The following is a 24,385-nucleotide window of genomic DNA, read 5'->3' as shown; positions in this document are numbered from 1 at the left end:
AGACTGCATAAAAATAACAAAATATCCTGAGATCATCGTGCTAGTATAAGCCTCAGGTTATTTAGACTTTAAAGCTATATCCATGTTCCAGCAAGAAATTTCCCAACTCAATTTACCACAGCTCAAAGCAGGCGAGAAACGCTGGTTAGGCAATCTGCAAGGTTCCTCAACTGCATTATTGCTTAAAGAAATCGTGCAGCAGCAATCGCGCTTGTTTATTGTGATTGCACGTAATAATCAGCATTTGGGTCAACTGGAAAGTGAACTGGAATTTTATGGGATTAAACCCACGATTTTTCCAGATTGGGAAATCTTGCCTTATGACCGTCTCTCACCACATCAGGATATTGTCTCGGAACGTCTGGCAATCTTATCCAATATGCCCAAAACTGGCGTACTGTTGCTGTCCGCCTCAACTTTGGCACAACGTGTGGCGCCGACCTCATGGATTCTGGGTGAGCATTTCGATATTCATGTCGGTCAGAAATTTGATCTGGAACAACAAAAGAAAAAGCTGATTCAGGCCGGTTATCATCTGGTCGATACCGTTTATGATCCGGGTGAATTCGCAGTGCGCGGCAGTATCATGGATATCTACGCATCGGGACAAGAAGCACCGATTCGGATTGACCTGTTCGATGATGAAATTGAAAGCCTGAAATTTTTTGATTCTGAAACTCAGCGCACCACAGAAAGTTTGCAGCAGTTTACCGTATTACCGGCACAAGAATTTCCACTGAAAGAAGGGCGTGCCACTTTCCGTGACCGCTATGCCGAATTTTTCCCGACCGCGAATCCAAAGAAAAACCCGATCTATCAGGATGTGATGGATGGCATAGTCTCACCGGGAATCGAGTTTTATTTGCCCTTGTTTTTCAGCGCTGAAGCCATGCAAGGTCAAAGTTCGCTCATTTCATACTTACCTAAGAATGGCATTGTCATTACAGATAAGGCTCTGGACGAAAGTCTCAGCCAGTTTTGGCAAGATGTAGTGCGCCGTTATGAAGATCGTCGCCACAATGTCGATCAGCCGATTATGCCGCCTGAAAGCCTGTTTTTTCAGACCAATCAGGTGCTAGAGCAGCTGAACCAGTTTGCACGCATCATTGCCGCACAAACACCTTTTGATCAAAAAGCTGGAGTATTGAATCTTGAGACCCAGTTGCCACCGCGTCTACCCGTAGACCCGAAACGTGAAAAACCGTTTCATGAAGTCAAAAAATATATTGATCAGGCTAATCATCCGGTATTGCTAGTGGCTGAAAGTGCTGGACGCCGGGAAAGTCTTAAAGATGCCTTAAGGCCAAGTCTGGGTGATATCCCCACGGTTGAAAATTTTGATAGTTTTATTCAATCTCTGTATGCAATTGCCATTACCAATGCGCCTTTAGAGCGTGGTCTGGTATTGACCGATCGTGTCAGCGTAATTTCTGAAAATCAGCTGTATGAACATCGCGTGGTACAGCGCCGTCGCAAACGTCAACAGGAAGTTTCCGAAGAGTTTCTGATCCGAAGTCTAACTGAGCTGACCATGGGCGCGCCTGTGGTACATATCGATTATGGGGTCGGACGTTATGCCGGTCTGGTCACCCTAAGTATTGATGATCAGGATCACGAATTTTTGCAGCTGGATTATGCGGATGCCGCCAAAGTCTACGTGCCGGTGACCAATCTGCACTTAATTAGCCGGTATAGTGGTGGTGATCCGGATCTGGCACCTTTGCATAAACTGGGTACAGATGCGTGGAATAAAGCCAAACGTAAAGCGCTGGAACAGATTCACGATGTCGCGGCCGAATTGCTGCATATTCAGGCACGTCGTGCTTCCAAGCCCGGGATCAGTTTTGAAGTCGATCAAAGCCTTTATATGCAATTTGCTAGTGGCTTTGCGTATGAAGAAACACTGGATCAGGCCAATGCGATTGAAGCGACGTTGCATGACATGCAGCAGGCCAAGCCGATGGATCGACTGGTGTGTGGTGATGTGGGTTTCGGTAAGACAGAAGTCGCAATGCGTGCCGCATTTGTTGCAGTACAGAATAACCGGCAGGTGGCGATTCTGGTACCGACCACTTTGCTGGCACAGCAGCATTATGATTCATTCAAAGACCGCTTCGCCGACTGGCCAGTCCGGATTGAAGTGCTGTCACGTTTCGGCTCTTCCAAAGCACATACCAAGACCATTGACGACCTGATTGAAGGTAAAGTCGATATTGTGATTGGTACACATAAGATTTTGCAGGAAAATGTTCAGTTTAAGAATCTTGGCTTGATGATTGTCGATGAAGAGCATCGTTTCGGGGTGCGCGACAAGGAACGAATCAAGGCCATGCGTGCCGATGTTGATATGCTGACACTGACTGCAACTCCAATTCCACGGACACTGAATATGGCCTTTAGTGGCATGCGTGATCTGTCGATTATCGCCACACCGCCGGCACGCCGTCTTGCGGTGAAAACCTTTGTGCAGGAACATACCGATGACACCATTAAAGAAGCGATTCTGCGTGAATTGCTGCGCGGTGGTCAGGTTTATTTTTTGCATAATGAAGTTGATACAATCGATCGTGCCGCTGAGCATATCCTTAAATTGGTGCCGGAAGCGCGGGTGATTGTGGCCCACGGGCAGATGCGTGAACGTGAACTGGAGCAGGTGATGCAGCAGTTCTATCACAAGGAATACAATGTTCTGGTATGTTCGACCATTATTGAAACCGGGATTGATGTTCCGAATGCCAATACCATTCTGATTGAACGTGCTGACAAGCTGGGCCTGGCACAATTACATCAGCTACGCGGACGTGTAGGACGCTCACACCATCAGGCTTATGCCTACTTAATGGTGCCGTCTTTAAAAGCCTTAAAAGGTGATGCAGAAAAACGTCTGGATGCCATTCAGCGTGCTTCGACCTTGGGTGCCGGTTTTATGCTGGCAACCGAAGATCTGGAAATTCGCGGCGCAGGTGAGTTACTAGGTGAGCAGCAGAGTGGTTCGATGCAGGCCATTGGTTATAGCCTGTATATGGAAATGCTGGAAAAAGCCACCAAAGCCATTCAAAAAGGCAAAACGCCAAACTTCGATGCACCATTGTCATTGACTGCCGAAATTACCCTGCATATGCCAGCGTTGATTCCAGATGAATATCTGGGTGATGTCCATCAACGTCTGTTGTTCTATAAACGCATCAGTAATACTGATACCCAGGAAAAACTGGACAATATCCGGATGGAATTGATCGATCGTTTTGGTATACCGCCGCAACCGGTCAAACAGCTCTTTGCTGTACATCAGATTCGATTGAAAGCCGAGCAGCTTGGTATTACTAAAATTGATATCAGCAGTCAGGGTGGGCATATTGAATTTGCACCGGATACTCCGGTTCAAGCCATGACGATTATCCAGATGATGCAGAAACATCCGACCTATTTCCGGATGGATGGCGGTCAACGTCTAAAAGTCATGGTCATGCTGGAAGACTATCAAAAGCGGATTCAGTTTATACAGGATTTACTGGACAGTCTGCTTAAAGAATTGCACTGATTTTATTCGATTAAATCAGCCTGAAAATTCAGTTTGGATTTCATTTTCCAATGAAGTTTGCAGGAACAACAGGCTTGATTTTTTTAATGAATTGTTTACAGTAATTGTTGTGATGTGCTTCGCAACAAATCATGAGAATTTGTCTTTAAACACATTGCTTTCAATATTCAGCTTCAGTTGGATATGTTAGTATTAGCCATCATTCTAATTTTGCATCATTTATAAAGATATGTTTAGTTTGCATCCACAACTTGCTCAAGATACGTTTTTTGTAGGCGACTTTCCTTTGTCAACATGTCGTTTGATGAATGATATGCAATTTCCCTGGCTCATTCTGATTCCACGTGTGCCGGGTGTCTCTGAATTATATGAATTGAGTCAAGCTGACCAAGAGCAGTTTTTAAGAGAGTCAAGCTGGTTATCAAGCCAGCTGGCACGTGTTTTCCGTGCAGATAAAATGAATGTAGCAGCGCTGGGTAATATGGTGCCGCAATTGCATTTTCATCATGTAGTTCGTTATCAGAACGACGTTGCATGGCCGAAGCCTGTTTGGGGTACATCTGCTGTTCCTTATAGCAGTGAAGTATTGGCACATATGCGTCAAACCTTAATGCTGGCTTTACGTGGTCAGGGCGACATGCCATTTGACTGGCGCATGGACTAATCAGCCAAGGCATTCCGAGAACCATGAACAGTTGCGGACTTCAGGGAGTGAGTGAGTGCAATTAGACGACTGGATTCAAAAAGAACCCCATCAGTTTGAGTATTTCCATCGCATGATGGGATACATCATGCTGTCTCTGGTTCTGGTCGTCTTTCATTACACTGAACCGGATACCCAGTATCAGCTCTTTGTTCCTGTATTTTTATTCCTGATTTTATTGATTAGCTCGAAACTGTCGCGCTGGTTAATCTATCGCCATGATTATCGTATTCGGCGCAATGTTCTTTTTCTGATTGATGTTATTGTCATTGTAGTGGTTTTGGCCGCAGTACAGCTGGATTTGGTATTGTCCTTGCTGGGTTTGGTGGCAATACTCTATACTGCAATCAGTAATAAAATTTCATTGATGATGGCTTCTCTGGCCAGTCTGGTCGGGATCACCGTTTTTTATCTGGCCAATATTCTGGTCTTTGGTTTTGGGACTTATTTTGAACCGACCAGCAGTGAGTTGACCGTTTTAGGCTTTATCTGTCTGATTACCTATTTTGGTGTCGGAAGTTTTTATCAAAGTGGTCGTGTGCAATACATGACCCAGAAAAAAGACCATTATTTCGAACAGATGAACCGTTATATGGAATTTGCCAATCAGCTGAGTCGCTATGCGCCCGTGCAGTTATGGCAATCCATTATGAAAGGTGAATCTGAAGCCAAAATTGAATATAAACGTAAAAAGTTGACGATCTTTTTCTCTGATATTCAAGGCTTTACAGAGCTATCTGAAACTCTGATTCCAGATGATTTAGCATTCCTGTTGAATGACTATCTTCGGCATATGACCGAAATCGCTAAAAATTATGAAGCGACTGTCGATAAATTCATGGGTGATGCCATCCTGATTTTCTTTGGTGATCCGAACTCCGAAGGTGTGGAACAGGATGCTAAGAACTGTATGGAAATGGCATTGGCGATGCGTCAGCAAATGAAATTGCTGCGGGAACGCTGGATTAAAATGGGTTATCCGCCACTGCATATCCGCATGGGGATTTCAACCGGTTATTGCCACGTAGGGAATTATGGGGCTACGCATCGTATGGCTTATACCATTGTAGGACGTGATGCCAATCTGGCAGCGCGTTTGCAAAGTGCAGCGGAAGTCGATGAAATCCTGATTTCGGAAGATACTCATAATCTGATCAAAGATGATTATCTTTGTGCACCGAAAAAGCCGATATTCTTGAAAGGCATTAAAGCACCTGTAAGAACCTGGCAGGTCATGGAAAAATATGCGTCTCAGAAAGTCGAGTATCAGCGCTGGTTCGATTATGAATATAAGGGCTTTCATTTATTGCTGAATCTGGATGAAGTGCAAAACTTTGAATATCCTGAGCTGATTCATGTACTAGAAAAAATGATTAAACGCATTGAAACTCAGCAGAAAATGACCAATTCACAAGGTATTGTCAAATTGAAGCTTGAGGATGAAGTAATTGAACACATTTAAAGTTCATGTAAATTTACTTTAATTGTTTCTTATAAAGAGAAAAAACCACGCCTGAGCGTGGTTTTTTATTTTAGCCTGCAACGAAAATCTTAGTGATTTTCTGACGCATGGTTAATGGTGTATTTTGGAATTTCAATTTCCAGATCTTCATCGTCCAGTTTAACCTGACAAGAAAGACGTGAATCAGGTTCTAAACCCCAGGCACGATCGAGTAAGTCAGCTTCAACATCATCCATTTCTTCCAGGCTGTCAAAACCTTTGCGTACCACTACATGGCAGGTGGTACACGCTGCTGACATATCGCAAGCATGTTCGATTTTAATGCCATTTTTTAGCAGGCTTTCGCAAAGATTGGCATTTTGTTCGACTTCAAACTCAGCACCTTCGGGGCAAATCTGCGCATGTGGAAGAACTTTAATACGTGGCATAGTCGTTACCTTAAATTAGTTTGAGTTTGACCAGTCGTCGAGTTTAGTGCCCTTAAGAGCTGCATCAATATGTTGATTCATACGTGCTGCTGCAAAAGCATCACTATGTATTTTAAGCTGTTCAACGGCAGATTCAATCGCTTTGATATCTGAACCCTGAAGCTGAGTTTCAAGTTGTGCTTGCGCAGTTTGCAGTGCTGCAAGTTGATCTTCAGTCAACAGACCGGCATCCGCTTTGAGTGCCTGAACCAGTGCTTCCAGCTCACGCTGTGCTTCCACTTTGGTTTCATTCAAATGACGAAGATTCTTATCTTCTTCAGCGAACTTATAACCGTCTAGCAACAGACGTTCAGTATCTTCACCCGATAAACCATAAGATGGTTTGATATCGATTTGAGCCGTCACGCCAGAGGTGGTTTCTTTGGCAGATACAGTCAGCAAGCCATCTGCATCGACCTGGAACGTCACTTCAATACGTGCCTGACCGGCAGTCATTGGTGGAATGCCATGCAGGACAAAACGCCCTAAACTACGGCAATGCTCAACCAGATCACGTTCACCTTGAACCACATGAATCAACATGGCAGTCTGGCCATCTTGATAAGTCGTAAATTCCTGACGACGAGCGACTGGAATCGCAGTATTACGCGAAATTAATCGTTCAACCAGTCCGCCCATGGTTTCAAGACCAAGAGACAGAGGCGTCACGTCTAATAGTAATGAGCCATCAGTTGAGTTGCCAATCAATTGGTTCGCAGTAATTGATGCGCCAATCGCAACCACTTCATCCGGGTTAATGGTGCAAAGCGGTTCTTGGTTGAACACTTCACGCACGGCTTTTTGTACTGCATAAGAACGGGTTGAGCCACCGACCAAAACGACATTTTGAATGTCATCCAGTTCAAGCTTGGCATCACGCATCACACGCTTACATACGCTGATGGTCTTATCCAAAGCAACTTTAATGATCTCTTCAAATGTCGGACGGTCAAGCGTCAATACCTGATCAAGCAATTTGAGTTGAACTGAATCTGCATCAGACAAAGCTTCTTTGGCTTTACGTGCTGCAACCACAAAATGTGCATATTCTGCATCATTCAAGGTGTCAATATTCAGTTGTTTCTTGGCCCATTTCAGGATCAAACGATCTAGGTCATCACCACCGAGGGCAGTGTGGCCACCGGTTGCTAGAACTTCAAACACACCTTGACTAAAACGCAGAATCGAAACGTCAAAGGTACCACCACCCAAGTCGTAGATCACATAGTTGCGATCTGTACTTAAGTTGCTTTCCTGATCGAGACCATAAGCAACAGCAGCAGCGGTTGGCTCATTCAACAAACGTAAAACATTCAAGCCGGCAAGCTGGGCAGCATCACGGGTTGCCTGACGCTGTGCTTCATCGAAGTACGCCGGAACAGTAATCACTGCACCATTAACCGGATTTTGCAGACTGGCTTCAGCGCGGTCTTTCAACTGCTTTAAAATTTCTGCAGAAATCTCAACCGGAGTCTTACGGCCTTGCGCAGTTTCAAAAGCTGGCATTTCATTGGCTTCACCGACCAAGGCATAAGGGTGCTGGAATTTGATGTCAGCTTTCGAGCGACCCATAAAACGTTTTACAGAAACGATGGTGTTTTTAGGGTCAGTAGTAATGAAAGGCGCAGCTTCATTGCCGTATTGAGTTTGTTGTTCTGCATAATGCACGATAGAAGGAAGTAGCACACGACCTTGTTCGTCATTAAGTACTTTGGCTTTACCTGAAAGAACCGTGGCAACCAAAGAGTGGGTGGTGCCTAAATCGATACCAATCGCAATGCGGTGTTCATGTGGTGCACTTGATTGACCTGGTTCTGCAATTTGCAAGAGAGCCATAGTGTTACATCCTTTGCACGTTAAATATTAAATACTAAAAATTAGAAATCATCATCAAGATCAAAGCTGTCATCGTCCAGGAAGCGGTCTTCCGCTTTGTCGATATCGGCCATGACTTTAACGAAGAAGCGTAGTTTGCGCACTGTATCGCGTGCTTCGGCCCAGTCTTCATCCGCATAATCAATTTTGAACTCGCGAACCAAGCCCTCAATCCATTGCTGGACTTCGACTTTCAGTGAAGTTAAATCTTCAGCAGAAGTTGCATCGTCAAGTTGTTCACGAATTTCCAGAGCGTCCTGCAAGAATTCAAAATCACTGATCGACTGATCTAAGTGATAATCCTGTTTCTTGAGAGACAGTAAATACGCTGCACGGCTATCGACCGCTGACAAGGTTTTAAATGCCTGATTGATATCACTTGATTTAATCAGAGCCTGATCTTTGTCTTCAGCTTTATCTGGATGATATTGTTGCTGCAACTTTAAAAATTCAGTCTTTAAAGCCGCTAAATCAATATCGAGTGCTACAGGAAGGTTGAACAACTCAAAATGATTCATGGGAGATGGGATCCGCGATTAATGTGCAAAAATAACTGCATAAATGCAATTAAAACAGTGTGAAACACACTGTTTTAATGTCAAAGAGAATAACTGCCGGGTTTATACAGTGAAGGATTCACCACAACCGCATTCGCCTTTTTTGTTGGGGTTGTTAAATTCGAAGCCTTCGTTCAAGCCGTTTTTAACATAGTCCATCTCCATACCTTCAAGATAAACTAGACTTTTCGGGTCAACGAATACTTTAACCCCAAACTGCTCAAAGGCTTGGTCATGTGCATCGACTTCATCGACGAACTCGAGCACATAGGCCAGACCAGAACAGCCTGAAGTTTTCACACCAACGCGAATGCCTTCACCCTTACCGCGATTTTTTAAATAATTGCTGATATGAGTTGCAGCATTTTCAGTTAAATGGATCATGAAAACTCCGTTAAAATTTCAAAACGTGGAACAATTAAGCTTTAACTTTCTTGCTACGGTAGTCTTCTACAGCTGCTTTAATTGCATCTTCAGCAAGAACAGAGCAGTGTACTTTTACTGGTGGAAGTGCAAGTTCAGTTGCAATATCAATGTTTTTGATTGCTTGAGCTTGATCCAAAGTTTTACCTTTGAGCCATTCGGTCACAAGTGAACTTGATGCGATGGCAGAACCACAACCATAAGTTTTAAAACGTGCTTCTTCAATCACGCCTTCGTCGTTTACCTGAATCTGTAAACGCATCACGTCACCACATGCTGGCGCACCAACCATACCAGTACCAACGTTTTCAGCATTTTTGTCTAAAACGCCAACATTACGAGGGTTTTCGTAATGATCAATTACTTTTTCGCTATAAGCCATGTTGCTTCTCCAAACCTCGGGGTCAGCCTTAGTATTAAATATGGGGGTAAAAAAACTTTTCTCAATGAGATAGCAACGGATTTGTCACTATCTCAGCATGAAAATTAGTGCTCAGCCCACTCAACTTTAGAAAGGTCAATACCTTCCTTATACATATCCCAAAGCGGAGAAAGTTCACGTAACTTCTCAACAGCAGCTTTAGTGATAGTCAATACGTGATCGATATCTTCTTCAGTGGTGTATTTACCAAAGCTGAAGCGGATCGAACTGTGTGCAAGTTCGTCTGAAAGACCCAATGCACGAAGTACATAAGACGGTTCAAGTGTTGCAGATGTACATGCCGAACCTGAAGATACCGCAGCATCTTTCAATGCCATCATCAATGATTCGCCTTCAACAAAGTTGAAGCTGATGTTCAGATAGTTCGCTACGTTTTGTGTTGGATGGCCGTTCAGGAACACTTGTTCAAGACCTTGTAAACCATTCCACAGCTTGTCGCGAAGTACACGTAAACGAGTCTGTTCAGCTTCCAAGTTTTTGCCTGCAAGTTCAAACGCTTCACCCATACCTACAATCTGGTGAGTCGCAAGGGTACCTGAACGCATACCACGTTCATGGCCGCCACCATGCATTTCAGCTTTAAGGCGTACACGCGGGCTACGACGTACAAACAGTGCGCCAATACCTTTAGGGCCATAGATCTTATGCGCAGAGAAGCTCATCAAATCTACTTTTAAAGTTGAAAGATCAATTTCAACTTTACCCGCTGCCTGAGCTGCATCGACATGGAAGAAAATCTTGTTGGCGCGAGTGATTTCACCAATCGCTGCAACATCAGTCACAGTACCGATTTCATTGTTCACCATCATCAGGGAAACAAGAATCGTATCTGGACGAATCGCTGCTTGTACCATTTCTGGAGTAATTAAACCGGTTTGAGGTTGTGGCTCAATATAGGTAATTTCAAAACCTTCAGATTCAAGCTCACGACAGGTATCTAAAACTGCCTTATGTTCGATTTTAGAGGTAACGATATGTTTACCTTTAGATGCATAGAAATGAGCCACACCTTTAAGCGCAAGGTTGTCTGACTCGGTTGCACCTGAAGTCCATACGATTTCACGTGGATCAGCTTTAATTAAATTCGCAACTTGTTCACGTGCATATTCAACTTTTTCTTCTGCTTGCCAACCATACGCGTGTGAACGAGATGCCGCATTACCAAAGGTACCATCGAATGTTAAGCATTCCATCATACGTTCAGCAACCTGAGGATCTACAGGAGTTGTAGCTGCATAATCAAGATAAATCGGACGTTTCATGTCAAATACCTGTAACCGATAAAAGGGCTGAATCTAAAGGTGCTGATTTTTGGCGTAATGACACAGTCTGGACGTTGTCACGTGCAACCAGATCAGCAAGCGAGATTTTTTCTAAATAATCGGCGATGTGATGGGAGAGTTCCTGCCATAAATCATGAGTCAAGCACATCGCGCCATTCTGGCAATTGCCTTTATGGTCACAGCGAGTCGCATCAACTGTTTCGTTTACAGCTTCAATAATTGCTAACACAGTAATTTCATCTGCATTACGTGCTAAATGGTAACCACCATTTGCGCCACGAACACTAGAAACTAAACCATGACGCTTGAGCTTCGCAAATAACTGCTCAAGATAAGCAACAGAAATAGTTTGACGTGCTGCAATTTCAGCGAGCGTTATCGTTTTTTCAGAAGGCTGCAAAGCTAGATCAAGTAGAGCAGTCACAGCGTAGCGACCGCGAGTGGTTAGGCGCATGATTCGATACACATGGTTAGACTAGATGTGTAGATTTTATGAATCCCGACTAAATTAGTCAAGTTATTTTTAGTAGACCTTAGTGGGATTTAATTTTCGGAGAATGAAAGATTTACATGCTCAGCCAATTATACACTAATAACGTAATCAAAAGTACGCTGCTCAAGCCAAAAATGATGTTAATGCGCTTTTGACGGCGTTCAATCCGTTTCAGGCGGTTTTTATACTGTTTGACTTCCACTTGCAGGGTATTGATCTGGGAACGCTGCTCTTCAATTTTCTTTAGAAGCGGCGCAATACGCTTTTTAGAGGCAATAATTTCCGCTTCATCCGTCGGCGCATCAGACAGCCAGTGTTTCCAGTCGGCTAATACTTTAGGCAAACTGAATACGGTTAACAGATCACGAAACTCATCTTTTAAAACCTGATGACCATCAATACGCATGCTACGAATGCTACGACGATTGCCAAAAATGAAAATTTTAATCAGATCGGGAAGTGTAGTGCGCACATCCAGGTCGACAATGCGGCCCGGTGCTTTATGGTCAAACAATAGTCCATTGGGGGTGAATTGCACATAAAAGTCGAAATACGGAATATAGCTATTGATTTTAATCGAGATGTTTTTATCTACAAACTTTTTGGCCTGTAATGCAACGACACGATCATGCTTGAGAATGAAGGTAAATATTGTCTCTAAAACAATTAACGTCATCGTAAGCAACAAATGCGGTTGATTTTGACTTTGTTGCGATTCGCTCATATACAACCAATCCTTACCTGAAATATAAAGTGAAAAAGCTTCCTGCTTGTGAAGAGATTTCAGGGTTAAATCAAATTAGACTTGAAATAAATTGCTTTGTAGAACAGTTTATCAAATCTATCAAGTACTAAATTTGCTATTATGCAGTGGTTTTGTAGAATAATTTATAATAATTGCGCAGAAAACAAACAGGAGCCGTGCACATGGACAAGTCAAAAACAGCACAAGACTCAGCTGAAGCTTCGAATGAGAAAACGCTGAGAACCAAGTCTAAATCTGCCTCGGAGCGCAAATCGGTTCTTGATTTTCGTAAATATACCAAACAAATCTGGTTGGCTGGACTGGGGGCATTTTCACGTGCAGAAGAAGAAGGCAATAAATTGTTTGACTCGCTGGTCAAGGTCGGGGAAGAACTTGAATCTAAAACTGCAGATATTGCCGATCAAACTGTAGAAAAGGTTTCGGAAAAAGCAAAAGAGTCGGTCACAGACACCAAAGACAAAGTGGAAAAATTAATCGACAACTCTGTTCATCACTCATTGAATCGTATAGGATTAGTCACACTGAAAGATGTACAGTATTTGGAACGTTTAATCCTTCAGTTGCATGCCAAGGTTGATCAGTTGACTGCGGAACAAGAAAAAATGAAAGAAGAATTGTCGAAAAAACTTAAATAAAATGACTTTATTTATTATTCAATGTTTTTTTCGCATATTTTTTGAAAAAAAAGAGGTTCTTAAGTATTGCGTTTATACCTAAAGCATTGCTATAAAGGCGTTATGGCATGTTAAACCAATTCTTGAACCTTAAATAAACGATATTAAGAGGACGTAATCTTCATGAATAAATCAGAATTAATTGATGCAATTGCAGAAAAAGGGGGATTATCTAAGGCTGACGCAGGTAAAGCTTTAGATGCTACAATTGCTTCTGTTACTGAAGCTTTAAAATCGGGTGATACAGTAACTTTAGTGGGTTTTGGTACTTTCGGTGTGAAAGAGCGCGCTGCACGTACTGGCCGTAATCCACAAACTGGTGCTACTCTTGAGATCAAAGCAAGCAAAGTACCTAGCTTCAAAGCAGGTAAAGGCTTAAAAGACGCTGTAGCTTAAGCTTACCCAGCGACGAAACGCGCCTTCTTTGGCGCGTTTTTTATTGATAAATTTAATTGTGATGATTAACACATTCATTCAATGGGTATTTTCGGTTAAAATCCTTTGCAAATAAAATATTGGAATACTTATGGAAGCTTTTCGTAAAGTTATTAAGGGTTGGTTGGGCAAAGTCTTGCTCGTTCTGTTTTTGACCCCGTTAGCACTTGTAGGTATTGAAGGATATTTTAGCAGCGGAAACTCTGATGCGGCAAAATCAGTGAACGGGACTGAAATATCTCAAAAAGAATTAGAGTCACTGACCAAATCATTTAAAGAACAATATCTTAGCTATGCCAATGGGGATGAAACTTTACTGAATCAAAGCTTCATTGACCAGAAAGCCATGGATACGCTGGTTGCACGTACTTTATTGCTGCAACAGGCTGAAGAATTAGGGATCAGTCTGAGTGACCAGCAAATTGAACAGATGATTGCTCAGCAGCCTACTTTCCAGCAAGATGGCAAGTTCTCGAATGCTTTATATGAAAATTATCTGAAATCAATTGGCATGACCAATCGCGCTTTGATTGAAAGTTTACGTAAAGATCATGCGCTGAAGATGCTGTCATCGACTTTCCTGGATTATCCACTGGTAAGCCCAGTTGAAATGCAGCAGATTGCCGATTTACAAACTGAACAACGTCATATTCATATTTCCAGCATTAATCTGGACAGCTATAAAAAAGATGTCAAAGTGACGGATGCAGACATTACTGCCTATTATGAAAAGCACAAAACACTGTTCAAACAGCCGACCAGTGTGGATGTCGACTATGTGGTGTTAAAGCCAAGCGATATTCAGGTACAGAGTTTAGCGGTTACAGATGCTGAACTTCAGGAAGCATACACGGCTTTTGTTGCGACACAAAAACAAGCAGTTAAACCAGATGTGAAGCATATTTTAATTACGGCGGACAGCAGTAGTGATGCTGAAGCAAAAAAACTGGCGACCGACATTGCAGCCAAAATTAAATCCGGTACCACTTTTGCTCAAGCTGCAGCACAATATTCTGAAGATCCTGAATCTAAGTCTAAAGGTGGTGCGCTTGCTGTTTATGAAGAAGGTGTATTTGGTACTGCATTTGATCAGACGGTTAGTTCTTTAAAATCAGGTCAGGTGTCTTCACCAGTGAAAACAGATTATGGTTACCACATTATTTCTGTGCAAACGCCAGATGTTGCAGTTCCTTCTTTTGAATCACAAAAAGCACGTTTGTCTGAAGAAGCCTTGGCTGCTAAAAAATCTAATGCATTTTCTGATACGGTCAATACGCTAAATGATATGGTGGTAGGAAGTGATTCTCTGGATGTCGTTACACAGGAAGTTAAAGGTGTACAAGTCCAGAAAGCTCAAGGAGTGACACTTTCGACTCGTGATCCTGTGCTGAGCGATGCTAACCTCAAAGTCAAATTGTTTAATGATGATGTTAAAAATGGTGATCGTAATGCTTCATCAAGCATTCAGTTGGCCAATGGTGATGTAGCTTGGATTAAGGTGCGTAATTATCATGCAGCTGGCGAACAAACACTGGCAGAAGCAAAACCGCGTGTTAAAGCTCAGTTGATTGAAGACAAAGCAGCTGCTTTGGCAAAAGCAAAAATTCAGAAAGCTTTGGATGAGTTCAAAACCAAACCGGCTGCGGCAGTGGCGAAAGGTGATTTGATCTTTGAAGATGCTGGTGTTTACACACGTGCTGAAGGTTTGCTAAAACGTGATGTACAGCGTGCGGCTTTTAGTCTTCCGACACCAAAAGCAGGCCATTGGTCAGTGACGACAGCGAAAATGCCGAATGAGCTGGTTGTGGTTGCGGTATCAGAAGTGAAGAAGAACCCGGTAGATGTATTGATTGCAGAACAACGCAGCGAGTTGGTGAAGTTATATCAACAACTTCGTGGTCAGCAGGAATTTGATGACTATACGCGTTACCTGAAATCTCAGGCAAAAATCAAATAAAATTGTTGTATAAAAAAACCAGCCTGCGGGCTGGTTTTTTTATGCTCTAAGCAAATAATGGATTAAGCACGAATAATCAGTTCATAACCAGTATATTTGCGCATATTAATTACGCCAGTATCCAGAATTAAGTACTGCCCCTTGATGCCTTGTAACTTGCCACGAATTAAGGGAGTTTTATCAAGATTATGCGATTTAATCTTTTCCGGATATTGTTCTACCGGATAAATAAACTCTCGTGCGAATTCATCTTCCAATACTTCAATATTTTCATTAAATTCTAGATTCTGATTAAATTCTTCGCGAATGCTTTGAATTTTAGGCGCAAATTCTTCCAGCAGTTGTTCACGCACTTCAATCAGGTTCAATGGTTCTGCTTCACCTTTCAGTAGCTTGCGCCAGTCAGTTTTATCAGCAACCTGCGTACCAAACATGACCTCAAGCTTTCCGGAAAGACGACGTGAGCCCACTTTCATAATCGGCAGGGCCTGGGTCGCGCCCTGATCAAGCCAGCGGGTCGGCATTTGGCTGGTACGGGTAATACCGACCTTTAATGCGCTAGAATTGGCCAAATAGACAATATGTGGCTGAAAGCAGACATTCTGTGCAAACTCATCTTCGCGGCAAGTGCCCAAATGATAATGGCAAGTCTCTGGTTTCATGATGCACATATCACATGAAGCATTGGTTTTAAAACATTTAAAACAGTGACCTTGCGAAAATGATTTGGAAGTTTTGTTGCCACAAGACACGCAGTAAATATTACCGGTCCATTCAATCTCGATTTCTTGGCCTAAATTAAACGGAAGATCAATTTCTGCACGATCTAAAATTAATTTATATTCAACATTTGCCCGCTGTATCTGTTGATCAGTTACACTAAGGTCCTTGAGGCCGACGTGCATTTTATGACAAATGCCCTGAAGTTCCATAAAAATTACTCACTTAAATCATAAGGATGCAGTTATGGCTGAGCAGAATGTCATTACTTCGATGCTAGACGATTTCGCACAGGAACAGCCAATTCATACTGCTATTTGTATTGGGCAGGACTTGAGCCAAGTCCAGTTTCAGCCAGTTATTCAATGGTCCTATTTTAGCGTATCTGAGTTTTTAAATCTGCCTTTTCAGCAACGTTATGACTTGGCTGTGGTGATGCTGGATACTGTAGAAACAGAACATTTGTCTGAACAGATCATGAGTCAAATTCTGGTGAAATTACGTGATTTGTTTGCCAAACGGCTAGTGGTGATCAGCCGGATGCAAAATGAAAAGTTATTGAGAGCTTTAGGATTTACCCAGCTGATTGACAAAACTATACATGAGGCCGATTTTGCGCTGTGGCAGTTTAATATTTTAACCTATAAGCACGTGCCAGACTGGTTTAACTCCAAATTTTGGGCCAATCCGGAAAACTGGGATAAATTTCGCTGGTAAGCTAAAAACTAGCTTAACTAAGATTGCAAATATTAACACAATCTTGCCTAGACAATATGAGGGCAGGCCGTATTCTGTAATTAAGATGCACATAGGATATAGCATATGACAAACCTGAGTAGTATTGTGGAAATATTAGCAAAGCAGGCATTGGGTGGCGGGCAGTCGCAGCAGAAATCCTCACAACAAGGTGGCTTGGCAGATATCCTAGGGTCTGTGCTAGGGCATTTAAACCAGTCAAATCCTCAGCAAAATCAAAATACTCAAAACCAGCAAAATCAAACCGGCCAGCAGAATCGACAAAATGGTCTGGGGGCAATTTTAGGTTCAGTACTAAGTCAGCTCGGTGGTGGTAGTACTCAAAGTACTGCTCAGTCTCGTTCAGGACTAGGTGGTTCTACCGGTAAAACCCTATTGATTGCTGTGTTGCCTTTAGTGTTGGCCTGGATTCAAAAACAAGGCGGTTTGCAAGGTGCGTTGGACAAGCTAAAAGGACAGGGACTCAACAGCCAGGTCGATGATTGGGTATCGACTGGTTCCGGTGAAAATGCCAATGTTGATCCGCAGCAGATGCAAAACCTGTTTGATGATCAGGAAGTTGAAGAAGTAGCACAGCAAACGCATGCACCGAAGCAGGATGTGTATAGTGCGATTTCACAGGTCTTGCCGCAGATTATTGATTCGCTTACTCCACAAGGTGAGCAAACCAGCAAGCAGGAAGCCAATAACGATATTCAAAATGTATTGAACATGGTTTCAGGGCTTCTCAAAAAATAAATCTAGGCATTAAAAAATCCCGATATCTGTCGGGATTTTTTAATAACTATCAAATGATTTAGAATTTAATCTAGATTCATGCTGAACAGCTGATTAGATTTACAAATTTTCTTAGCAACATAATGAGATTTTCTCATGCGAATCAGGATAATCTGCGATTGAAAACCGAGTTCACCAAACTCAGGTTCTACCTGTACATAATGTAGTTGTCCATACTCATCTCGCACCCGTGCTTGAGCAGAAAAACCAGGACGGGCATTGCCACTGGAAATTGTCGCCAAACGGCCAAGTAGATTGACATTGTTCTTTTTATATTTAGGTGGAATGACCTGATCCAGACAGTGAATCATAAAAATAGTAAAAAAAGTCGCAATGATCAAAGCCGGAATAATCAGGTAGTAAGCAGGCAGAAACTTAAATTCCTGAGAATAGATCAGGAACTGTAAAACATAGCCGGCAAAGCTAAAATTCATCAGGAAGAAAAACACAATCAAGGTTTTGGAGAATTTGACGTTTAGTAGATCCATCTGCTGAAAGTCATAAAGTGAAATTTTTTGCAGAAACTTGCTGGGTCTGAGTCCAAAATAGAAACCAATGGTTTTCACCACACCGAACAGAATAATCGCCAATAAACTCAGATGAAAAGGTATCAGGTTATAGTCTAGAAAAAATGCAGGCATGGTGAAGTCCGTTTTAGTCTTATTCTGAGAGGTAAATTCCACCATCAGAATGCACGGTAATCTCTACTTTTTCAAGTGCTTGACCTTGGCAAGGCCCAGAAATGCATTCACCGCTTTCTACCAGAAACAAGGCGCCATGCGTGGAGCATTCAATAAATTCCTGATCGCGATCCAGAAACTGGTTTTCCAGAAATTCCAGTTCGACCTGCAAATGCGGACACAGGTTTTGATAGGCATAGAAGGCACCGTCACGCTGTGTGATAAAGATATTATCTCCATCGGGAAGCTCAAAAGAGCGTGCTTCGCGTTCTGGAACGTCTTCGGTCATGCAAATTTTAAACATTAAGCACATTCCTTTTGAAAGTCTTGTAATAATGCCGCATATTCTTCAACTGCCAGGCGTGGACCAAATTGTGAAATCACCTGGCTCGAAATGAGAATCGCCAGTTCAGCCGCAGCTTGAAGACCCAAATTAGCATTCAATCCGTACAGGAAAGCCCCGGCAAAAGCATCACCGGCACCGTTGGCATCTACTGCAGGCACTTTACGGCCAGGAACAGTAAATGTATTTTGATAATCCGAAATCAGTGCGCCTTCAGCTGACAATGTAATGACAACGTGCTGACTGATTGTTTTTAATTTAAGCAGGGCTGCCTCAAGATTATCTGTTTCTGTATACATCAGCGCTTCTTGCTGGTTACATAACAGCAAGTCTACACCATCTGCAATCATTTCATCCAAACCGGCACGCGCGTATTGCACCATGGCAGGATCAGATAAAGTTAGGGCAATTTTAACGCCATTGGCACGGGCAATATCACGTGCTTGTTGTACGGCATGACGTGCTGTGTCAGAAGTTGATAAATAACCTTCGAGATATAGCCATTTCGCGCTATTTAGTGCGCTGAAATCAATTTGTTGATCAGTCAGTTCGGCCGTAATACCCAGATAGGTATGCATGGTACGTTCAGAATCAGGGCTGACCAGAACCATACATGTCCCTGTTACGCCTTCACTGATCGATTGGGTGGTGGTCTTAATACCTGCATCATTCAAACCCTTCAGGTAGATGTGCCCCAGTTCGTCATTTCCGACACGACAGCCATAAAATGCAGAACCACCGAGCGCAGAAAATGCCACGGTAGTGTTGGCTGCTGAACCGCCTGAAGCCTGACCCTTATACACTTGAGTCGCTTGAAGATTTTGATAAAGAGTGGCCTGAGTCTCACCATCTGCAAGTTGCATGGTGCCTTTTTGCAAGTGATGTGCAGTTAAAAAGTCATCAGAAACTTTAAATTCTTGGTCAATCAGCGCATTACCAATCGCAAAAAGATCAACAGTTGCCATGTTCAAATATCACATTAAAAATGAAAGTCCTAAGTTTACACGATTGCTTGGGATTGCTGTAGTTTGCTGAATTATTTTCAAATATTTTTCAAAAATGCTGTATTTTGTTCAGCAGCTATCTTTGGTCTAAAAACTGACTTATTTTTGTGCACTGGTGCGCTGCAGCATTGATTTAAGGATCACATTTTATTTATAAAGAGATATCGCTCCTGGCATGATACTTTAAGTCGCTTGGCAACTGTCATTCTTCACAACAATTTCAAATAGTGTGCGTATATGAATATTAAAATTGTAACAGCCGAACAACTCCCGAATCAGATCGAAACACTGGCAACTCTGGCACGTAAAGAAGGCTATAATTTGGTAGATAAGTTAATAGAAGAATATCGCACCGGGAAAAACTGCTTTAGCCACGCCAATGAATATCTGGTGGTCGCGCATGATGGCAAAAAACTGATTGCCTGTGGCGGTCTGAACCAGCAATGGGGCGATAACGGCATTGAGGAGCGTATTGGTCGTGTGCGTCGTTTCTATGTGCATCCGAAATACCGTTTGCATGGGGTCGGTAAACAGCTTCTGGCTCAGCTAGAGCAACTGGCGCGTCCGCATTATTCTGCTTTATGCTTGCAAACCGATACCCGATTGGCTGCCAGTTTTTATCAAAAACAGAATTATGTTTTTGTGGAAAATAACCCGAGTTATAATTATTTCAAATATCTGCTCTAATCTGTGAACCGATGCAAAGCGGGACTCGAGCGCTAAATTTGATGATTTAATTTTCAAATGATCAAGTTTACTTAATTCGATCAAAATCATCGGTTTTTAACATGAATAATGCGAACAACTAAAGCTATAATGCGAATCAGTTATTTTAATTAAAGCATTAGGAGATCGCATGACTGTAGATGTCACTGAAACCATTTCTCAAACTGTACATCCTGCGTTTCAGTTGGTACGTCAACAACATGTTGAAGCTTTAGACATTTCTGTGTCTGAATATAAACATAAAGTGACTGGCGCCACGCATTATCACCTGGCGACCAATCACGATGAAAATGTCTTTCTGGTTGCATTCCGTACCCAGCCGATGGATTCTAAAGGCGAAGCGCATATTCTGGAACATACGGCATTATGCGGTTCAGAAAAGTTCCCGGTGCGCGATCCATTCTTCCTGATGATTCGCCGTTCATTGAATACCTTCATGAATGCCTTTACTGCAGCAGACTGGACTGCCTATCCATTTGCCACGCAAAACAGCAAGGATTTCCAAAACCTGCTTGAAGTGTATATGGATGCCGCATTTGCAGCGAACCTGAACCCACTGGACTTTGCTCAGGAAGGGATCCGGATTGAGCTGGAAAATGGCGAGCCAGTGTATAAAGGCGTAGTTTTTAATGAAATGAAAGGTGCGATGAGTTCGCCTTCAGACCAGCTCTATCATACGCTGGCGCATTACCTGTTTCCAAACACCACCTATCACTACAACTCTGGTGGTGATCCGAAAGATATTCCAGACTTAACTTACCAAGAGTTAGTTGATTTCTATAAATCACATTACCATCCAAGTAATGCAGTCTTCATGACCTTTGGCAATAAAACAGCCTTTGAACTGCAAGAGCAGTTTGAACATCTGGCATTGTCTAAATTTGAAAAAGGTCAGACGCTGTATCCAACACCAGAAACCCGCCTAACTGCACCATTGACGGTTAGAGACAGCTACGCGGTTGATGCAGAAGATCTACAGGACAAGACCTATCATGTGCTGTCATGGTTATTGCCAGAAGCCAGTGACATTAAACTGCGTTTAGGCATGCGTTTAGTTGAAGGGATTCTGCTTGAAGATTCAGCATCACCACTGCGTCATTATCTGGAAACTTGTGGTTATGCAGATGCAACAGGTCCATTCATGGGTGTGGATGATTCTAACTTTGAAATGACTTTTTACTGTGCGGTGCAAGGTTCAAATCCTGAACATGCAGAAGAATTTAAAAATGGTGTGTTTAAGGTTCTAGAAGAGGTTGCATCTAAACCGGTCGATCAGAACATGGTCGATGCGATCCTGCATCAAATTGAATTGCATCAGCGTGAAATCAATGGTGATGGTACGCCGTATGGTCTGAGCCTGATCCTGAGCGGTCTGGGCAGCGCGATTCATCACCGTGACCCGGTCGAAGTTTGGGATGTGGACTCTGCCATTGCTGCAGTCAAAGAAGAACTACAAGATCCGATGTGGCTTTCCAATCTGATCAAACAGCATCTGCTGGATAACCCGCATCGTGTCCAACTGACACTGGTTCCGGATGCGACCAAATCTGCCAAAGAAGCAGCGGATGAAAAAGCGCGTCTGGCTGAAATTGGCAAGAATCTGACTGAAGAGCAAAAAGCTGAAATTATTGCGCAGACTGAGGCATTAAATGTGCGTCAAGATACACCAGATGACTTGAACTTGTTGCCGAAAGTCGGTCTGGAAGATGTCCCTGCGGAATTGCAAATTGTTCAAGGCCAGTTGCGCGAGATTATCTGTAACCGTGTTGATACGCCGTTGAACCTGTATCATGCCGGCACCAATGGGATTTATTATCAACAGGTTCTGGTCAATATTCCGGATGAAGTGGTGCAGTCGCCTTACTTTAACCTGCTGTCGATCCTGATGGGTGAAGTTGGTGCGGGTGAGTATGATTATCTTGAGTTCCAGCAACTGCAAACAGCGGTAAGTGGCGGTCTGGGCATGGGCGCATCTTTGCGTTCTAAAGTCGATGACAAAAACAAAATTACTGCCTGGTTGACGTTGACCACCAAATCTTTGGTGAATCATCTGGATGCAATTCGTCTGTTAAAGATCGGTTTTGAACAGCTTCGTTTTGATGAGAAAGACCGTATTGTTGAACTGTTACAACAGCGTAAAACGCGCTGGCAGTCACGTATTTCTGGTTCTGGACATAGCTATGCAATGCAAACGGCTTCACGTCAGCATAGTGCATTGGCTTTGCGTGATTATCACAATACCGGTTTGGGTGCATTGAACTGGCTGATCGAACTGGTCTCAAAAATTGAAAAAGATCCGGCTGAATATGATCTGCTGATTGACGAGTTAAAACGAATTCATCGTGTCTTGTTGCAAGCACCAAAGCAATTCCTGTTAGTCTGTGAAGAGCCGCAATCTGAGCATCTGATTGAAGAAATCCAGAATGTCTGGGACAAGCTTGCGGTGGATTCTGCACCGGTTGCATTGACTCAAGTGGAAAAAGTAACCCATGATCAGCATGAGGCTTGGTTGATTCAAGCCAATGTCCAGTTCTGTGCGGCTGCTTATCCAGCTGTTGAAGTTTCACATCCTGATGCTGCTGCATTGATGGTGCTGGCTGGATATTTGCGTAATGGCTTCCTGCACAGCGCCATCCGTGAAAAAGGCGGTGCCTATGGTGGTGGTGCCAGCTATGACGGCAATGCTTGTTCATTCCGTTTCTACAGCTACCGTGACCCACGTCTGGCAGAAACTTTCCAGGATTTTGATGCCAGTATCCAGTGGTTACTCAATGCACCACAACAGCCGCATCAACTGGAAGAAGCTATTCTGGGTCTGATTGCCAGCATGGATAAACCGGGTTCACCGGCGGGTGAAGCGATCACTGCATGTTATGCCTATCTGCATCAACGTACACCAGCGTTCCGTAAAAAATTACGTGAACGTTTATTGAATGTCACACTGGATGATTTGCAGCGTGTTGCACAGACCTATCTGGTCGAGCAGCAGGCGACGAAAGCAGTTGTGGCACCAGTGGCAAAACGTGAAATGCTGGAGCAGCTTGGTTTTGTAATTCAACAAGTTCTATAAATAAAAAGAAGAGGATAAGGGATGTCGCTTAATTCGTTTAAGCGCTCAACTCTGCAGCTGAGCGTTTTGCTGGGCTGTGCAGTTGGGACGCAAGTGAATGCGGAAGAAATAGTAGTTAACAGCCCCATGCCGGCAACGGCCGAAGCCTGTGCCGCACTGGAAAGTAGTGCAGAGCGTCTGGCTTGCTATGATGCTTTATTTAAAATTCCGGTCACTGAGAAGCCTGCAATCGTTTCTGAACGTCGTGCAGCAGCAGAAATTGCGCCTGAACCCGATAATTTAAAAGCGAAAATTGGCCAAACTGTTTCCAATATTTATGCTTCTGAAGGATCAAAGCTGACGCCGAATCTGTCTTTGCTGGATAGCCGATGGGAACTCTCTCCAGAAAGTAAATTAGGCACCTGGAACATTCGTTCTTATCAGCCGGTGTATTTGATGCCAGGTTTCTGGACATCAAAGAAAAATGAATTCCCTCAAAGTGAAAATCCAGAAAACACAGTGAAGGAAGACCAAAATCTTACCTCAACCGAAGCAAAGTTTCAGTTGTCTTTAAAGACCAAGGCCGTTGAAAATATTTTGGGCGATAATGGTGATCTTTGGCTTGGTTATACCCAATCTTCGCGTTGGCAAGTGTATAACTCGGAAGAATCACGTCCGTTTCGTGAAACTAACTATGAGCCTGAAGCCAGTTTAATTTTCCGTACCAACTATGATCTTTTAGGTCTGAACTGGCGTATGTTGGGACTGACCATCAATCATCAGTCCAATGGCCGTTCTGATCCATTATCGCGCAGCTGGAATCGGGTGATGCTGAATCTTGGTTTTGAAAAAGACAATTTTGCCTTGATGGTTCGTCCTTGGTATCGCTTTGAAGAGAAGCGAGAAGACGATAACAATCCCGAAATCAAAAACTATATTGGCCGTGGAGACATGACCGCATTTTATCGTTATAAGGAGCATGATTTTTCATTGATGCTGCGACATACCTTAAAAGGTGGAGATGACAACCGTGGAGCCGTACAGTTCGACTGGTCATTCCCGATCAGTGGGCGTTTGCGTGGCCAATTCCAGCTTTTTGACGGTTACGGAGAAAGCCTGATTGATTATAATCACCGTGCCACGTATGTCGGTTTAGGTGTTTCCTTGATGAACTGGTTCTAGGATTCCAAGTTTAAACATCTTGGAATGAAAATAAAAAAACCATGCTGCGGCATGGTTTTTTTATAGATAA

General features: G+C 43.0%; 23 protein-coding genes. 11 read left to right on the top strand and 12 right to left on the bottom strand.

Features of this window, described 5'->3' with window-relative positions; translation table 11 throughout:
• Nucleotides 1–82 precede the first annotated feature (82 nt).
• The 3 genes from mfd (at nucleotide 83) to MTX11_RS06495 (ending at nucleotide 5,706) form a co-directional block, all read left to right on the top strand.
• A complete protein-coding gene (gene mfd, locus MTX11_RS06505; protein WP_243474680.1) occupies nucleotides 83–3,541 on the top strand; it encodes a transcription-repair coupling factor in 3,459 nt (1,152 codons plus the stop codon).
• A 229-nt stretch (nucleotides 3,542–3,770) separates the two neighbouring features.
• Nucleotides 3,771–4,205: an HIT domain-containing protein gene (locus MTX11_RS06500; protein ID WP_005246565.1), complete on the top strand. Its 435-nt coding sequence runs from the start codon at nucleotides 3,771–3,773 to the stop codon at nucleotides 4,203–4,205.
• A 55-nt stretch (nucleotides 4,206–4,260) separates the two neighbouring features.
• Nucleotides 4,261–5,706, top strand: a complete 1,446-nt coding sequence (locus MTX11_RS06495; RefSeq protein ID WP_243474679.1) for an adenylate/guanylate cyclase domain-containing protein — start codon at nucleotides 4,261–4,263, stop codon at nucleotides 5,704–5,706.
• Nucleotides 5,707–5,795: 89 nt separating this feature from the next.
• Here the strand turns inward: MTX11_RS06495 and fdx are convergent, their stop codons facing one another.
• The 8 genes from fdx to MTX11_RS06455 all read right to left on the bottom strand — a co-directional run bounded on the left by fdx (nucleotide 5,796) and on the right by MTX11_RS06455 (nucleotide 11,970).
• Complete coding sequence (gene fdx / locus MTX11_RS06490; RefSeq protein WP_004279821.1) at nucleotides 5,796–6,134, bottom strand: ISC system 2Fe-2S type ferredoxin; 339 nt, start codon at nucleotides 6,132–6,134, stop codon at nucleotides 5,796–5,798.
• A 15-nt stretch (nucleotides 6,135–6,149) separates the two neighbouring features.
• Nucleotides 6,150–8,009 carry a Fe-S protein assembly chaperone HscA gene (gene hscA / locus MTX11_RS06485; protein WP_005107162.1) on the bottom strand — a complete coding sequence of 620 codons (1,860 nt, stop codon included), beginning with the start codon at nucleotides 8,007–8,009 and terminating at the stop codon, nucleotides 6,150–6,152.
• Between the two features lie 41 nt (nucleotides 8,010–8,050).
• Nucleotides 8,051–8,566, bottom strand: a complete 516-nt coding sequence (hscB, locus tag MTX11_RS06480) for a Fe-S protein assembly co-chaperone HscB (protein ID WP_004646764.1) — start codon at nucleotides 8,564–8,566, stop codon at nucleotides 8,051–8,053.
• Between the two features lie 102 nt (nucleotides 8,567–8,668).
• The gene (iscA, locus tag MTX11_RS06475; protein WP_005107159.1) at nucleotides 8,669–8,989 is read right to left on the bottom strand and encodes an iron-sulfur cluster assembly protein IscA; all 321 of its coding nucleotides are present in this window, start codon (nucleotides 8,987–8,989) and stop codon (nucleotides 8,669–8,671) included.
• 34 nt (nucleotides 8,990–9,023) lie between these two features.
• The gene (iscU, locus tag MTX11_RS06470) at nucleotides 9,024–9,410 is read right to left on the bottom strand and encodes a Fe-S cluster assembly scaffold IscU (protein ID WP_004279815.1); all 387 of its coding nucleotides are present in this window, start codon (nucleotides 9,408–9,410) and stop codon (nucleotides 9,024–9,026) included.
• A 104-nt stretch (nucleotides 9,411–9,514) separates the two neighbouring features.
• Nucleotides 9,515–10,732 (bottom strand): IscS subfamily cysteine desulfurase, encoded by a 1,218-nt coding sequence (locus tag MTX11_RS06465; RefSeq protein ID WP_004279813.1) that lies wholly within the window; start codon nucleotides 10,730–10,732, stop codon nucleotides 9,515–9,517.
• A gap of 1 nt (nucleotide 10,733) precedes the next feature.
• Nucleotides 10,734–11,207 carry an Rrf2 family transcriptional regulator gene (locus MTX11_RS06460; RefSeq protein ID WP_004279811.1) on the bottom strand — a complete coding sequence of 158 codons (474 nt, stop codon included), beginning with the start codon at nucleotides 11,205–11,207 and terminating at the stop codon, nucleotides 10,734–10,736.
• Nucleotides 11,208–11,319: 112 nt separating this feature from the next.
• Nucleotides 11,320–11,970 carry a hypothetical protein gene (locus tag MTX11_RS06455; RefSeq protein WP_243474678.1) on the bottom strand — a complete coding sequence of 217 codons (651 nt, stop codon included), beginning with the start codon at nucleotides 11,968–11,970 and terminating at the stop codon, nucleotides 11,320–11,322.
• Between the two features lie 203 nt (nucleotides 11,971–12,173).
• Here MTX11_RS06455 and MTX11_RS06450 point away from each other — a divergent pair, with 203 nt between their 5' ends.
• The 3 genes from MTX11_RS06450 to MTX11_RS06440 all read left to right on the top strand — a co-directional run bounded on the left by MTX11_RS06450 (nucleotide 12,174) and on the right by MTX11_RS06440 (nucleotide 15,078).
• The gene (locus MTX11_RS06450) at nucleotides 12,174–12,647 is read left to right on the top strand and encodes a phasin family protein (RefSeq protein WP_243474677.1); all 474 of its coding nucleotides are present in this window, start codon (nucleotides 12,174–12,176) and stop codon (nucleotides 12,645–12,647) included.
• 162 nt (nucleotides 12,648–12,809) lie between these two features.
• Entirely contained in the window at nucleotides 12,810–13,082 is a 273-nt protein-coding gene (locus MTX11_RS06445) for an HU family DNA-binding protein (protein WP_004279807.1), read from the top strand.
• Between the two features lie 130 nt (nucleotides 13,083–13,212).
• Entirely contained in the window at nucleotides 13,213–15,078 is a 1,866-nt protein-coding gene (locus tag MTX11_RS06440; RefSeq protein ID WP_243474676.1) for a SurA N-terminal domain-containing protein, read from the top strand.
• A gap of 62 nt (nucleotides 15,079–15,140) precedes the next feature.
• On the opposite strand, the gene MTX11_RS06435 is transcribed toward MTX11_RS06440, so the two are convergent.
• On the bottom strand, nucleotides 15,141–16,010 hold the full coding sequence (locus tag MTX11_RS06435; protein WP_213687207.1) for a DUF2797 domain-containing protein: 870 nt from the start codon (nucleotides 16,008–16,010) through the stop codon (nucleotides 15,141–15,143).
• A 34-nt stretch (nucleotides 16,011–16,044) separates the two neighbouring features.
• On the opposite strand from MTX11_RS06435, the gene MTX11_RS06430 reads away from it, so the two are divergent.
• Both MTX11_RS06430 and MTX11_RS06425 read left to right on the top strand, forming a co-directional pair.
• On the top strand, nucleotides 16,045–16,515 hold the full coding sequence (locus MTX11_RS06430; protein ID WP_243474675.1) for a DUF6231 family protein: 471 nt from the start codon (nucleotides 16,045–16,047) through the stop codon (nucleotides 16,513–16,515).
• Between the two features lie 105 nt (nucleotides 16,516–16,620).
• A complete protein-coding gene (locus MTX11_RS06425; protein WP_243474674.1) occupies nucleotides 16,621–17,292 on the top strand; it encodes a YidB family protein in 672 nt (223 codons plus the stop codon).
• A 65-nt stretch (nucleotides 17,293–17,357) separates the two neighbouring features.
• Here MTX11_RS06425 and MTX11_RS06420 read toward each other — a convergent pair whose 3' ends face one another.
• From MTX11_RS06420 to MTX11_RS06410, 3 genes are read right to left on the bottom strand one after another with little or no spacing between them, the layout of a single operon-like run.
• A complete protein-coding gene (locus tag MTX11_RS06420; RefSeq protein WP_243474673.1) occupies nucleotides 17,358–17,972 on the bottom strand; it encodes an OB-fold-containig protein in 615 nt (204 codons plus the stop codon).
• A gap of 19 nt (nucleotides 17,973–17,991) precedes the next feature.
• On the bottom strand, nucleotides 17,992–18,300 hold the full coding sequence (locus tag MTX11_RS06415) for a Rieske (2Fe-2S) protein (RefSeq protein ID WP_004279797.1): 309 nt from the start codon (nucleotides 18,298–18,300) through the stop codon (nucleotides 17,992–17,994).
• Nucleotides 18,301–18,314: 14 nt separating this feature from the next.
• Entirely contained in the window at nucleotides 18,315–19,319 is a 1,005-nt protein-coding gene (locus MTX11_RS06410) for an adenosine kinase (RefSeq protein WP_243474672.1), read from the bottom strand.
• A gap of 276 nt (nucleotides 19,320–19,595) precedes the next feature.
• On the opposite strand from MTX11_RS06410, the gene MTX11_RS06405 reads away from it, so the two are divergent.
• From MTX11_RS06405 to MTX11_RS06395, 3 genes are all read left to right on the top strand, one after another.
• The gene (locus MTX11_RS06405; RefSeq protein ID WP_243474671.1) at nucleotides 19,596–20,045 is read left to right on the top strand and encodes a GNAT family N-acetyltransferase; all 450 of its coding nucleotides are present in this window, start codon (nucleotides 19,596–19,598) and stop codon (nucleotides 20,043–20,045) included.
• A gap of 169 nt (nucleotides 20,046–20,214) precedes the next feature.
• Entirely contained in the window at nucleotides 20,215–23,154 is a 2,940-nt protein-coding gene (locus MTX11_RS06400) for an insulinase family protein (protein WP_243474670.1), read from the top strand.
• Between the two features lie 21 nt (nucleotides 23,155–23,175).
• Nucleotides 23,176–24,315, top strand: coding sequence for a phospholipase A (locus MTX11_RS06395; RefSeq protein WP_243474669.1), 1,140 nt, complete (start codon nucleotides 23,176–23,178; stop codon nucleotides 24,313–24,315).
• Nucleotides 24,316–24,385 lie beyond the last annotated feature (70 nt).

The organism is Acinetobacter lwoffii (genome assembly GCF_022809915.1).
GTDB lineage: Bacteria > Pseudomonadota > Gammaproteobacteria > Pseudomonadales > Moraxellaceae > Acinetobacter > Acinetobacter lwoffii_M.
This window is presented reverse-complemented; position numbering and strand designations above follow the sequence as displayed.

Coding starts and splice junctions, on each gene's coding strand:
- MTX11_RS06440 (WP_243474676.1), top strand. CDS start 13,213: ATGGAAGCTTTTCGTAAAGTTATTAAGGGTTGGTTGGGCAAAGTCTTG.
- MTX11_RS06425 (WP_243474674.1), top strand. CDS start 16,621: ATGACAAACCTGAGTAGTATTGTGGAAATATTAGCAAAGCAGGCATTG.
- MTX11_RS06445 (WP_004279807.1), top strand. CDS start 12,810: ATGAATAAATCAGAATTAATTGATGCAATTGCAGAAAAAGGGGGATTA.
- mfd (WP_243474680.1), top strand. CDS start 83: ATGTTCCAGCAAGAAATTTCCCAACTCAATTTACCACAGCTCAAAGCA.
- MTX11_RS06460 (WP_004279811.1), bottom strand. CDS start 11,207: ATGCGCCTAACCACTCGCGGTCGCTACGCTGTGACTGCTCTACTTGAT.
- iscU (WP_004279815.1), bottom strand. CDS start 9,410: ATGGCTTATAGCGAAAAAGTAATTGATCATTACGAAAACCCTCGTAAT.
- MTX11_RS06420 (WP_243474673.1), bottom strand. CDS start 17,972: ATGCCTGCATTTTTTCTAGACTATAACCTGATACCTTTTCATCTGAGT.
- hscA (WP_005107162.1), bottom strand. CDS start 8,009: ATGGCTCTCTTGCAAATTGCAGAACCAGGTCAATCAAGTGCACCACAT.
- MTX11_RS06465 (WP_004279813.1), bottom strand. CDS start 10,732: ATGAAACGTCCGATTTATCTTGATTATGCAGCTACAACTCCTGTAGAT.
- MTX11_RS06415 (WP_004279797.1), bottom strand. CDS start 18,300: ATGACCGAAGACGTTCCAGAACGCGAAGCACGCTCTTTTGAGCTTCCC.
- MTX11_RS06430 (WP_243474675.1), top strand. CDS start 16,045: ATGGCTGAGCAGAATGTCATTACTTCGATGCTAGACGATTTCGCACAG.
- MTX11_RS06455 (WP_243474678.1), bottom strand. CDS start 11,970: ATGAGCGAATCGCAACAAAGTCAAAATCAACCGCATTTGTTGCTTACG.
- MTX11_RS06395 (WP_243474669.1), top strand. CDS start 23,176: ATGTCGCTTAATTCGTTTAAGCGCTCAACTCTGCAGCTGAGCGTTTTG.
- iscA (WP_005107159.1), bottom strand. CDS start 8,989: ATGATCCATTTAACTGAAAATGCTGCAACTCATATCAGCAATTATTTA.
- MTX11_RS06410 (WP_243474672.1), bottom strand. CDS start 19,319: ATGGCAACTGTTGATCTTTTTGCGATTGGTAATGCGCTGATTGACCAA.
- fdx (WP_004279821.1), bottom strand. CDS start 6,134: ATGCCACGTATTAAAGTTCTTCCACATGCGCAGATTTGCCCCGAAGGT.
- MTX11_RS06500 (WP_005246565.1), top strand. CDS start 3,771: ATGTTTAGTTTGCATCCACAACTTGCTCAAGATACGTTTTTTGTAGGC.
- MTX11_RS06435 (WP_213687207.1), bottom strand. CDS start 16,010: ATGGAACTTCAGGGCATTTGTCATAAAATGCACGTCGGCCTCAAGGAC.
- MTX11_RS06405 (WP_243474671.1), top strand. CDS start 19,596: ATGAATATTAAAATTGTAACAGCCGAACAACTCCCGAATCAGATCGAA.
- MTX11_RS06450 (WP_243474677.1), top strand. CDS start 12,174: ATGGACAAGTCAAAAACAGCACAAGACTCAGCTGAAGCTTCGAATGAG.
- hscB (WP_004646764.1), bottom strand. CDS start 8,566: ATGAATCATTTTGAGTTGTTCAACCTTCCTGTAGCACTCGATATTGAT.
- MTX11_RS06400 (WP_243474670.1), top strand. CDS start 20,215: ATGACTGTAGATGTCACTGAAACCATTTCTCAAACTGTACATCCTGCG.